The sequence below is a fragment of the Actinomadura terrae genome (assembly GCF_022751215.1).
Lineage (GTDB): Bacteria > Actinomycetota > Actinomycetes > Streptosporangiales > Streptosporangiaceae > Spirillospora > Spirillospora terrae.
Map to the genome: position 1 here is coordinate 1,058,239 of NZ_JAICDG010000001.1, position 11,043 is coordinate 1,069,281.

An 11,043-nucleotide genomic window follows, 5' to 3' on the forward strand; every position below is an offset into this window, starting at 1 on the left:
CATGCGTGCTGGCCTGCCGACTGGGTGAGTACGCGCGGCGGCAGGCCAGCACTGATGCATGGCTGCGGTTTCTGGTCAGGAATCAGGCGCGCCCTTGGCGGGGGAGGGCTGCGGGTCGCAGCAGCGATTGCGGCTAAAATGGCAGGGTGTGGAGGACTCGTCCAGCTACGGGGTTCGGCGTAGGCGGCGTTCTCGGGCCAGGTCTATGACCCCGGGAGGTGGACGATGCGGGCGGCGGTGTGCAGGACGGGGCCGGGTTCTACGCCATGCGAACGCGACGCTGAAGGTGAGAACGATCCCCGTGAGAGCGCCACCCGTTGCCGTCGTCGCGTCACGAAGGCCCAGTCTGGGTTCCTGAGGGGGCGCGCGAGAGGGTTCGGGCTGCGGTGAAGCCGTAGAAGCCTTGACCGGCGGTGACCAGTAGGGGAGCAGGCGGACACGACGGATGACGAGGCTGAGCGGATCCAGGTAGAGGTGTCCTCGGAGCAATCCCCAGTGCAGGCAGGCGACGGGGCAATGGAACGGGCCCTTCTCCAGTACGCCGATAGGGGCGCCGAGGGGCACCTGATGGCCGACCTGGACCTCGGGACGGACGGGAAGGTACGTCGTGCGCAGCGGGCCGTGGGTGATCGCGACCACGCCTTGGCCCGCGAGCCGTCCGGCATAGGAGACCCGGCCCGCACCAGCCGCGTGGACCTGCTGGCCCGGGCTCGCGGCGAGATCCACGCCGCGATGCCCAGCCGCCCACGGGGCCGGAGGCGGAGAGAAGGACCGCAGGACGCGCGGAGCAGGCGGCCCCAAGGGCCAGCGCCATGTGCTCGCGCCAGGCCCCGGAGCGAGCTGCATGGGCGCGGATGCCCCCAGCGCGGGTGACTCCGGTGCGGGCGACTCCAGCGCGGGTGGCGCTGTTACGGGCGGAGCCGGTGCGGATGATGCCGGTGCGAGCCTTGTGAGCGCAGAGAGTTTGGATGCCGGGGGTACCAGAGCGAGCAGGGACGCGGCTCGCGTAGGAGACGGCAGGTTGGAAGGCGCCGGTGCGTGCGAGAGCTGAGCGAGTGGTGGTGCTAAAGGGAGAGCTGGTGTTCGTGTTGTCGGGGCCAGACGTCCCGCGGCCGCGTTAACCGCGTTCGGTTTCTGGGGCGGCGCGTTGAGGTTCGTGGACGTCTCGGACGGCGCCGCCGTCCTCACACGGTCCATCCTCGAAGGCTCAAAAGGGCCCGAAAGGGGCGAACCTGCGACGATCGCGCAGGTGAGGAGCAGGGTGAGCAGGGTCATGTCCCGGAGCCTGCCCGCCGCCGGCCCCGCCCGTCGAGGGGAAGCGCGAACTGTGGATAACTGGCCGGACCGTTGATTCCCGGAGGCGTCCGCGCCCTGATAATCTGTGAGCGTGCCCGGAAGGACACCGGCCAGGCCAGGCCGTCGCCGATCCACCACCACGGGTGGTGAGGCGAGAAGCCGCTCCCGGTGAGCGGAAGGGTCGGACTCGGGAACGGCTCCGGGTCACAGCCGCCTGGGGTACCCCGGCGGCTGATTTCACGCGTCCGCATGCCACCGCAGACATGGTGGGGCGCTGTCCCTCGGTCCGTCGCTCATGGGCGACGGTGGGGCGGTGCCCGGGCGCAGGCAGACAACCAAATGCGGCCCACCAGGGCCAGAGAAGGAGAACACGGGCAATGGCACCCGTCGTCACCATGCGGCAGCTCCTTGAGAGCGGCGTCCACTTCGGTCACCAGACCCGCCGGTGGAACCCGAAGATGAAGCGCTTCATCCTCACCGAGCGCAACGGCATCTACATCATCGACCTGCAGCAGTCGCTGTCCTACATCGACCGCGCCTTCGAGTTCGTGAAGGCCACGGTCGCGCACGGCGGCACGATCCTGTTCGTCGGCACCAAGAAGCAGGCCCAGGAGTCCATCGCCGAGCAGGCGACCCGGGTCGGCATGCCCTACGTGAACCAGCGCTGGCTGGGCGGCATGCTCACGAACTTCTCCACCGTCCACAAGCGGCTCACCCGGCTCAAGGAGCTGGAGGAGATCAACTACGACGACGTGGCCGGCTCCGGCATGACCAAGAAGGAGCTGCTCGGCCTGCGTCGTGAGAAGGACAAGCTGGAGCGCACCCTCGGCGGTATCCGCGACATGGCGAAGGTCCCGAGCGCCATCTGGATCGTGGACACCAAGAAGGAGCACATCGCGGTCAACGAGGCCAAGAAGCTGGGCATCCCGGTCGTCGCGATCCTCGACACCAACTGCGACCCGGACGAGGTCGACTACCCCGTCCCGGGCAACGACGACGCCATCCGCAGCGTCAGCCTGCTCACGCGCGTGGTCGCCGACTCCGTCGCCGACGGGCTGATCGCCCGCGCCGGCGCCGCCTCGGGCGGGGACGAGAAGCCCGCCGAGGGCGCCGCCTCCGGTGCCGCCGAGCCGCTGGCCGAGTGGGAGCGCGACCTGCTGGAGGGCAAGCAGGACGGTGGCGCCGCGGCCCCCGCCGAGGCTCCTGCCGGCGACGCGCCGGACGCGGGCGACGCGCAGGCGTCCGCCCCCGAGAGCACCGAGGCCGAAGCCGAGGCCAAGTCGGCCGACGATGCCGCCGACCAGGCCGAGCAGTCGGAGCAGCCTGAGCAGGCCGAGCAGGCCGAGCAGCCCGCCGCCGCGACGGCGGGCGCCGACGCCCCCGCCGAGGCGAAGGCCGAGTCCGAGCAGGCTTGATCCCCCGGTCCCGGCGGCCCCGTGCGGGGGCCGCCGGGACCGTCGCGGGTCCTACGACCACCGACGAGAGAAGCGAAGAGAGCGATGGCTAACTTCACCGCCGCTGACGTCAAGCGGCTTCGCGAGCTGACCGGCTCCGGCATGATGGCCGTAAAGAACGCCCTGACCGAGGCGGACGGCGACTTCGAGAAGGCCACCGAGCTGCTGCGCCTCAAGGGCGCCAAGGACGTGGGCAAGCGCGCCGAGCGCACCACCGCGAACGGCCTGGTCGCGGAGCACTTTGAGGGTTCCGGCGACGGCGCGCTGCTGGAGATCAACTGCGAGACGGACTTCGTCGCCAAGAACGCCCAGTTCATCGAGTTGGCCCAGCGGATCGTCACGTTCGCCGCGGGCAGCGGCGTCGCGGACGCCGCCGCGCTGCTGGCCGCCGAGATCGAGCCCGGCAAGACCGTCCAGGCCCTGATCGAGGAGAACAGCGCCAAGATCGGCGAGAAGCTGGAGCTGCGCCGCTTCGCCCACTTCCAGGGCGCCTACGTGGCCAGCTACCTGCACAAGTCCGACCCGTCCCTGCCGCCGACCACCGGCGTGCTGGTCGAGCTGGACACGGAGAACCCCGCGGTCGCCAAGGACGTCGCCCAGCAGATCGCGGCGATGGCGCCCAAGTACCTCACCCGCGAGGAGATCCCCGCCGAGGCGGTCGAGAAGGAGCGGGCGCTCGCCGAGCAGCTCACCCGCGACGAGGGCAAGCCCGAGCAGGCCATCCCCAAGATCGTCGAGGGCCGGGTGAACGCCTACTTCCGCGACTTCGTGCTGGTGGAGCAGGCCTTCGTCAAGGACAACAAGAAGACGATCGCCAAGGTCCTGGACGAGGCCGGGGTGAAGGTCGTCCGCTTCGCCCGCTTCAAGGTCGGGCAGGCGTAGGGGCACCCTGGAGGCAGGGACCCGAGAATTCGCGACGCAACGAGGAGGCCGCCGACGTGCCGGAGAAGACGACCACTAGCGCGACGGCGGCCTCGTCGTCCCACCCGCGCGGCCAGCACGATCCGCACGACCAGCACGCGCCGCGCGAGGGCTGGAAGCGCGTCCTGCTGAAGCTGTCGGGCGAGGCGTTCGCCGGACGCGAGCCCCTCGGCATCGACCCCGAGGTCGTGCAGCACGTGGCCGAGGCCATCTCCGAGGCCGTCCGGGACGGCGTGCAGGTGGCGGTGGTGTGCGGCGGAGGGAACATGTTCCGCGGCGCCCAGCTCGCCGCCCGCGGCATGGACCGCGGCCGGGGCGACTACATGGGGATGATCGGCACCGTCATCAACTGCCTCGCCCTCCAGGACTTCCTGGAGAAGCTCGGCATGGACACCCGCGTCCAGACGGCCATCACCATGAGCCAGGTGGCCGAACCGTACATCCCGCGGCGCGCCATCCGGCACCTGGAGAAGGGCCGTGTGGTCATCTTCGGCGCGGGCCTGGGCCAGCCGTTCTTCTCCACCGACACGACCGCCGCGCAGCGCGCGCTGGAGATCGGCGCGGAGGCCGTCCTGAAGGCCACTCAGGTGGACGGGGTCTACGATGCCGATCCCCGAAAGAATCCAGACGCGGTCAAGTTCGACCGTTTGGATTACGGTGAAGTCCTACAGCGGGGACTGAAGGTCATGGACGCCACGGCCATCAGCCTCTGCATGGACAACGTCCTCCCCATCGTGGTCTTCGACCTCATGGGGCAGGGCAACATCGTCCGGGCCGTCCGGGGTGAGAAGATCGGCACGCTGGTCAGCCCGGCGCAGGGCTGACCACAGCCGGACATCCGGTGCGCAACCGCACCGACCAGGGCCGACCAGATGACATGGGAGTCACAGTGATCGACGAGACCCTCCTCGAAGCCGAGGAGAAGATGGAGAAGGCGGTCGCGGTCGCCAAGGAGGACTTCCAGGCCATCCGCACCGGCCGGGTCACCCCCGCCATGTTCAACAAGATCACGGCGGAGTACTACGGCACGCCGACGCCGATCAACCAGCTCGCCTCGTTCACGCTGCCGGAACCGCGGATGGTCATCGTCCAGGTCTTCGACAAGTCGTCCGCGCAGGCGGTGGAGAAGGCGATCCGCGACAGCGACCTCGGCGTGAACCCCACCAACGACGGCAACGTCATCCGGGTCGTCTTCCCCGAGCTGTCGGAGGAGCGCCGCAGGGAGTTCATCAAGGTCGCCGGCGGCAAGGCCGAGGACAGCAAGATCTCCATCCGCAACATCCGCAGGCGCGCCAAGGACACCCTCGACAAGCTCGTCAAGGACGGCGAGGCAGGCGAGGACGAGGTCCGCCGTGCCGAGAAAGAGCTCGACGACACCACGCACCGGTACGTGGCGCAGATCGACGAGCTGCTCGAGCACAAGAAGGCCGAACTGCTCGAGGTTTGATGAGACTCGACGACGCCGGGGAGCCCGCGGGCTCCCCGGATGAGCCGGTGACCGGCCCGTCCGGCTCACCGTCCGGGCGGACGCACGTCACGTCCCCGGGCGAGGCGCCCGAGCTACCGACTTCGCTGGACGAGACGTCGGGCTCGTCCGCAGCCGAGGAGACCGGCGGGGCGTCGCGTGCGGACGAGACGTCCGACACCGGAGGCGCGGAAGAGAAGCGCCATGGCAGAACCGGCCGGAACCTCCCGCTCGCCATCGGAGTGGGCAGCGCTCTGGGCGCCCTGGTACTTCTGTCTCTCTACACGGTCAAGGAAATCTTCCTTGGCGTGATGGTCGTCTTCCTGTTCCTCGGCATGCGCGAGCTGACCGAAGCGTTCAAGAGCCGCGACATCCAGGTGCCGTTCATCCCGCTCGCCACCGGCATGGTCGCCACACCCGTGGCGGCGTACGTGTGGGGTCCGACGGCCGTCATCGCGTCCGTGTCGCTGACCGTGCTCGCCGTCCTGATGACCCGGATGACCGAGGGCGCCGACGGATACGTCCGGGACGTCACCGCGGGCCTGTTCGTCGCGGGCTACCTGGTGCTGGTCGGCGGCCTCGTCGCGCTCACCATGCGTCCGGACGACGGCGACCACCGCATCGTCATCTTCATCGCGACCACCGTGGCCAGCGACATCGGCGGCTACTTCGCCGGGTCGTTTCTCGGCAAGCACAAGATGGCACCGGCGATCAGCCCGAAGAAGACCTGGGAGGGCTTCACCGGCTCAGCCCTGACCTGCATGTTCGTGGGCGGGTGGCTGGTGTGGTGGCTGCTGGAGGACGGCCGGGTCTGGCAGGGCGTCCTGATCGGCCTCGCCGCCGTCGTCACCGCGACCGTCGGTGACCTCATCGAGTCGATGATGAAGCGCGATCTCGGCATCAAGGACATGGGAACGCTGCTGCCCGGCCACGGCGGCGTGATGGACCGCCTCGACTCGCTCGTCGCGACGGCCCCGGTCGTGTGGCTGCTCCTGGAGCTGTTCCACCCGACCTGATCGCCCTCCGCCTGCGGGCTGGAAGACGTCCCAGGAGGCGGGCTAGGAGACCACCCAGGAACGGCCCTGGTGCGCCAGACGGCGTACGAGGGCGTCCGACCCGTCGCTCTTGGCGAAGCGGTGTTCCTCACCGGTGATGGGGACGAGCCACAGCCACCGCACCGGATCGCCGTGAATCGTCAACCCGGTCAGGGCGGGTGCGGGCGGACCCGCGAGCCGTGTCGGATCCTCCAGCAACAGGACGCCTTCCCATGCGCTCTCGCCGTTGCCGAGGGGAAACGTACGGGCCTCGTGGTACCACTTCACGACGTCCCCAGGGGCGAACCACGTCACCGACCGCCACGGGTACTGCGCCAGCCAGGGGAAGATGCTGCCCGCGCGTTGGCTGGGCAGGGTGCTCGCCACCGCGAGTTCGATCCTTGCGTACGGCGCGACGTCGTCCTCGTACAGTTCGACCGTGGGCATGCGCTGGCGGCTCATCCCCACAGTGCTCAGCACCGTGTATTCACGGCCGCCCCTTGGGGGACGCTCCGATACGCCTACGGTAGGGGCCACGCTCGGCCGTCCGCCCGCCAGCTGCCGTCCCACGTCGTGCCAGTAGTGGCCGCCTGGCCCGAGCCGTTGCAGCAGGTGGCCGAGCACGGACTGCTGGAATTCCGCCCAGGAGCCCTCCGCGCGGCACGTTTCCCAGTGGGCGCGCGCACGGTCGATTCTCGGCCCGAAGTCCTCGATCTCCTCCTCCAGCGGGAAGACGAAGGGGCTCTGCGCCGTGGCGTCCCTGCCGTAGCCGGGGATGCCGCGTCCCATGTCGGACCAACCCGGAATGACGAAAAGCGGGTCGCCCGCCTCCAGGACGGCGACCCCGTCGCCCTCCTCGAACCACACCACCTCCAGGGCTGCGGCATTCAGAGCTTCGCGTCCCTGCGGGTGGCTGACGTGGGACATCGGCAGGAGAGGCGCACTGCCCGAGTTCAGCCGGGAACGGTCGAGCTCCGCCGGGGCCTGCCTGTGGTTCGCCACCCAGACCGCCCCGACGACCGAGTCCCTCGCGTCCTTCAGGTAGGCGGCCGTGACGTCCCCGTCGGTCTCTATGATGAGCCGGCGACTGCCGTAGGGGCTCGCCTCCGCGTGGACCACCGTGGAGGCAGGGCTTCCGGGGGACACGGCGCCCCTGCGCGATACCGACATGATCGAGACCTTAGTCGCGAACAAGGTCATGTGCAGGGAAGTCGCGTCTCGCTTGCGTTCCGGGTGGGAATCCGAGCCCGCGTCGGGCGGACGAGGCATCGGCCGGGGTTTGCGACACTGGTAAGACCATGTCTGCCACCCCTGATGCCACCAAGACCCCGGCGAAGCTCGTCTTCGCCGCACCGCGCCGGGGCAAGCCGCCACGGCACCTCGCCGACCTCACCTCCGTCGAACGGCGCGAGGCGGTGGCCGCGCTCGGGGAGAAGCCGTTCCGCGCCGACCAGCTGTCGCGGCACTACTTCGCCCGGTTGACCGACGATCCGGCGAAGATGACCGACCTGCCCGCCGCCGTCCGCGAGCGCCTCGTGTCGGAGCTGCTGCCCACGCTCCTCAGCCCCGTCCGCGAGATGGACTGCGACGACGGCAGGACGTTGAAGACCGTCTGGAAGGCGTTCGACGGCGTCCTGTTCGAGTCGGTGCTGATGCGCTACCCCGACCGAGCCACGATGTGCGTCTCGTCCCAGGCGGGATGCGGCATGAACTGCCCCTTCTGCGCGACGGGACAGGCCGGGCTCACCCGCAACCTCTCCACGGCCGAGATCGTCGAGCAGGTCGCGGCGGGAGCGCGCGCACTGGCGCGCGGCCGGATTCCAGGCGGGCCCGGACGCGTCTCCAACATCGTCTTCATGGGCATGGGCGAGCCCCTGGCCAACTACAAGGCCGTCATCGGCGCCGTACGCCGCATCACGGACCCGGCCCCCGCAGGGCTGGGGATATCCCAACGCTCGGTGACGGTCTCCACCGTGGGGCTCGTCCCGGCGATCGAGAAGCTCGCCGCCGAGGACATGTCCGTCCGGCTGGCCGTCTCGCTGCACGCGCCCGACGACGAGCTCCGCGACGACCTCGTACCGGTCAACAACCGGTGGAAGGTCGCCGAGGTGCTGGACGCCGCCTGGGCGTACGCGGACCGCAGCGGGCGCCGCGTCTCGATCGAGTACGCCCTGATCAAGGACGTCAACGACCAGGCCTGGAGGGCCGATCTTCTCGGCAAGCTCTTGCGCGGGCACCTCGTACACGTCAATCTGATCCCGTTGAACCCGACGCCGGGTTCCAAGTGGACCGCCTCCCGGCCCGAGGACGAGCGCGAGTTCGTCCGGCGGCTGGAGGCCCACGGGGTTCCGGTCACGGTGCGCGACACTCGGGGCAGGGAGATCGACGGGGCCTGCGGACAACTGGCCGCGGCGACCAGGGACTAGCGCGCCGCGGGCGTGTTCGTCGCGCCCCGCGCGTGGGGGGAGCACGGTGGCGGGGAGGGCGGGTACGCGGCTGCCGGTGGCGCTGCGGGGCTATGACCGGGGGCAGGTGGACGGCCTGCTGGGCCGGATCTCACGGGCGCTGAGCGGCGGCCCGCCGGTGTCGGTGGACGAGGTGCGCGCGATCCGGTTCGACGTCGTCCTGCGCGGCTACGAGCAACGCGCGGTGGACGAACTGGTACGCGAGTGCATCAGAGAGCTCCAGAGCACCGCCCCCTACGACGAGCGGGCCGGGCGGCCCCGGGTGCACCCGGGCTGGTTGATCAACTGGATCCAGAACGCGCGGTTCGCGGGCGCGGGGCTGCGCACGGGCTATGACGTCCGTGACGTGGACGCGTTTTTGGACCGTGTCATCGCCGGCCTGCGCGGGACCGCCCCGCCGGTGACGGCCCGTGACGTGCGGGAAAGCGCGTTCCGCGTCGTCCGGCTCGGGTCGGGTTACGACGAGCAGGAGGTCGACCGGTTCCTCGTCCAGCTCGCGGGCGCCCTTGAGCGCCGCTGAGTTATCCACAGTTGTACGAAGGGCTGGCGCGGGGGTGTCGGGGGACGCGACGCTTTGTACATGGATCAACTCGATGTGCAACTGCGGCGGCTGCGCTCGCTGTTCGGCCTCTTCTTCGAGGCTGAGGTCATCGCCGCGCTGCTGCCCCTGACCCGTCCCGCGCTGCGGCTGGGCGCCGAGAGCGCGGTCGGCGTCCAGCTCGGCGGCGTCCCGCTGCTCCCGGCCGGCGAGCGCTGGCCCGAGTGGAACGGCCGCCCCCTCGACTTCCTCGGCGCGATCGACTTCGCCGACTTAGCCGTCCTCGGCGAGATCCCCGGGCTGCCGACGACCGGTACGGCCGCGTTCTACTACGCGAGCGAGGCGCCGCGTCCCTGGGGTGACGCCGCAGGCCAGCGCGACGGCTGGCGGATCTTCACAGGACGCCTGCGGGAAGTCACCGCACCACCCGGAGCGTTCCCCTATCCCCGCTGCCGGCTGGGCGCCACGCCGTATCTGTCCCTCCCCTCGCCGCAGGAGCCCGTCGTGCGGAGTCTGGAGCAGATCTACAGCGGTGTCGTGGCCGTCTACGAGCAGCTGCACGCCGCCTGGACACAGCATGCGTGGCCGAACGAGACACCCGTCCACCAGCTGGGCGGCTGGCCCGCCCTCGTCCAGCGCCCGGTCGGCCCCGACTGCATGTACGCCTCGTCGGGCCGCGACCTGGACTCCTTCAAGCCCATCGAACTCTCACCAGAGGAGGAGTCCGCCGTGGCCGAATGGCGCCTGCTGCTGCAACTCGACTCCGACCAACGCCTCGGCTGGCACTGGGGCGATCCCGGCCGCGTGTACTTCTGCGGCCGCCAGAACGAGCCCTTGGAGCAGACATGGCTAACCGTCCAAGCCACCTGACCACCCCACCCCCCGCGCCCAGCCATCACAAGCTCCCCACCCGAGCCCCGCCTCTCGACACCCTCGACTCGGCGCCCTCGGCTCCGCGCCGGGGCCCGGCGCCGCCCACCCGGCGCTGTCACCCTGGCTTGTCACCCCTGGCCGGTCACCACGAGCCTGTCGTCTAGCCCTCGTCCCCCGAGGTGCCGTCCCCAAGGCGCCGCCTCGAGATCCACCTCCGGATGCCGTGGCTTGCCGCCCTGCCGCCCTGCCGCCTTGCCGCCTTGCCCCCCTTTGACCCCGTCACGGCGCGCCGTCGGTGCCCCCTGAATGCCGCCCCCGAGCCGAGAGCCGTCTCCCGATGCCGTTCGCCCGATCTCGCCGCCTGAGCCATGTCCCCCCGGTCCTGTCCCGACGGCGCCATGGGTAGTGGCCCCCAGTTTTGTGCCCCGGTCTGGACACCGCCGACGATTCCTGACCAGGTAAGAGACCAAGGGCTGGCCCGCTTTGCGGGAACGGCCTGTGGACTCGGTCTCGTGAGCTAGTCCCGTGACGCCGGTTCCGTCCCACGGTCTCGTGATGTGGTTTCGTCGATCCGTGATGCCAGCGCGTTTTGTCGCCGTCGCCTGGTTCAGCTACCACAGGGCGGGGTCGGTCAAGGGAGAAGCGAAAGGGTGACCATGTAGAGGACACCGACTACGGCTGTCCAGGTGGCGTGCTGGGGCGCCGGTACCGTCACGCAGTCCTGTGAGCGCGGTCCTGCCCATCCGATGCTGCCGGCGCGGCCTCGTCGCTGCCGCCTGGTCTAGGTGCTAGAGGTGGGGGCAGGTTGCCGGCGGAAGCGAGGGGACTGCGTGAGGGGCGCCGACCATGGCTGTCCAGGTGGCTTGAGGGCGCCGGTCAGGCGTTCTCGTGAGTGTGGTCCCGTGTGGTCCCGCGGATTGATTAGTGCCGTCAGCGTGATCTTGCCGCTGCCGCCTGGGGCGGGGTGGCGTCGGTCAATGGCGGAAGCGGGGGTGAC

10 protein-coding genes are annotated in these 11,043 nt (G+C 70.1%); 8 read left to right on the forward strand and 2 right to left on the reverse strand.

The window, feature by feature from the left end; genetic code table 11:
- Positions 1-165: 165 nt before the first annotated feature.
- A complete protein-coding gene (locus tag K2F47_RS41245; RefSeq protein WP_308198364.1) occupies positions 166-1,275 on the reverse strand; it encodes a murein hydrolase activator EnvC family protein in 1,110 nt (369 codons plus the stop codon).
- Between the two features lie 398 nt (positions 1,276-1,673).
- On the opposite strand from K2F47_RS41245, the gene rpsB reads away from it, so the two are divergent.
- From rpsB to K2F47_RS04715, 5 genes are all read left to right on the forward strand, one after another.
- Entirely contained in the window at positions 1,674-2,711 is a 1,038-nt protein-coding gene (gene rpsB, locus K2F47_RS04695; RefSeq protein ID WP_242901431.1) for a 30S ribosomal protein S2, read from the forward strand.
- An 84-nt stretch (positions 2,712-2,795) separates the two neighbouring features.
- Positions 2,796-3,632 (forward strand): translation elongation factor Ts, encoded by an 837-nt coding sequence (gene tsf, locus K2F47_RS04700; RefSeq protein ID WP_242901433.1) that lies wholly within the window; start codon positions 2,796-2,798, stop codon positions 3,630-3,632.
- A 164-nt stretch (positions 3,633-3,796) separates the two neighbouring features.
- Complete coding sequence (pyrH, locus tag K2F47_RS04705; RefSeq protein WP_156221352.1) at positions 3,797-4,495, forward strand: UMP kinase; 699 nt, start codon at positions 3,797-3,799, stop codon at positions 4,493-4,495.
- Between the two features lie 65 nt (positions 4,496-4,560).
- Positions 4,561-5,118 (forward strand): ribosome recycling factor, encoded by a 558-nt coding sequence (frr, locus tag K2F47_RS04710; RefSeq protein WP_214620742.1) that lies wholly within the window; start codon positions 4,561-4,563, stop codon positions 5,116-5,118.
- A complete protein-coding gene (locus K2F47_RS04715; protein ID WP_242901435.1) occupies positions 5,118-6,152 on the forward strand; it encodes a phosphatidate cytidylyltransferase in 1,035 nt (344 codons plus the stop codon). The genes frr and K2F47_RS04715 overlap by 1 nt, the downstream gene beginning before the upstream one ends.
- A 42-nt stretch (positions 6,153-6,194) precedes the next feature.
- Here K2F47_RS04715 and K2F47_RS04720 read toward each other — a convergent pair whose 3' ends face one another.
- Entirely contained in the window at positions 6,195-7,340 is a 1,146-nt protein-coding gene (locus K2F47_RS04720) for a suppressor of fused domain protein (protein ID WP_242901440.1), read from the reverse strand.
- A gap of 128 nt (positions 7,341-7,468) precedes the next feature.
- On the opposite strand from K2F47_RS04720, the gene rlmN reads away from it, so the two are divergent.
- Genes rlmN through K2F47_RS04735 form a run of 3 tightly spaced genes read left to right on the forward strand, consistent with a single transcriptional unit; the run spans position 7,469 to position 10,043 of the window.
- Positions 7,469-8,596, forward strand: a complete 1,128-nt coding sequence (gene rlmN, locus K2F47_RS04725; protein ID WP_242901442.1) for a dual-specificity RNA methyltransferase RlmN — start codon at positions 7,469-7,471, stop codon at positions 8,594-8,596.
- A 46-nt stretch (positions 8,597-8,642) separates the two neighbouring features.
- A complete protein-coding gene (locus K2F47_RS04730; protein WP_242901444.1) occupies positions 8,643-9,155 on the forward strand; it encodes a DivIVA domain-containing protein in 513 nt (170 codons plus the stop codon).
- A gap of 60 nt (positions 9,156-9,215) precedes the next feature.
- A complete protein-coding gene (locus K2F47_RS04735) occupies positions 9,216-10,043 on the forward strand; it encodes a DUF1963 domain-containing protein (protein WP_242901446.1) in 828 nt (275 codons plus the stop codon).
- The last annotated feature ends 1,000 nt before the right edge of the window (positions 10,044-11,043 follow it).

What these genes read in the sequence shown, in the direction of transcription:
- K2F47_RS41245 (WP_308198364.1), bottom strand. Translation starts at nt 1,275, where the DNA reads ATGACCCTGCTCACCCTGCTCCTCACCTGCGCGATCGTCGCAGGTTCG.
- rpsB (WP_242901431.1), top strand. Translation starts at nt 1,674, where the DNA reads ATGGCACCCGTCGTCACCATGCGGCAGCTCCTTGAGAGCGGCGTCCAC.
- tsf (WP_242901433.1), top strand. Translation starts at nt 2,796, where the DNA reads ATGGCTAACTTCACCGCCGCTGACGTCAAGCGGCTTCGCGAGCTGACC.
- K2F47_RS04715 (WP_242901435.1), top strand. Translation starts at nt 5,118, where the DNA reads ATGAGACTCGACGACGCCGGGGAGCCCGCGGGCTCCCCGGATGAGCCG.
- K2F47_RS04720 (WP_242901440.1), bottom strand. Translation starts at nt 7,340, where the DNA reads ATGTCGGTATCGCGCAGGGGCGCCGTGTCCCCCGGAAGCCCTGCCTCC.
- rlmN (WP_242901442.1), top strand. Translation starts at nt 7,469, where the DNA reads ATGTCTGCCACCCCTGATGCCACCAAGACCCCGGCGAAGCTCGTCTTC.
- K2F47_RS04735 (WP_242901446.1), top strand. Translation starts at nt 9,216, where the DNA reads ATGGATCAACTCGATGTGCAACTGCGGCGGCTGCGCTCGCTGTTCGGC.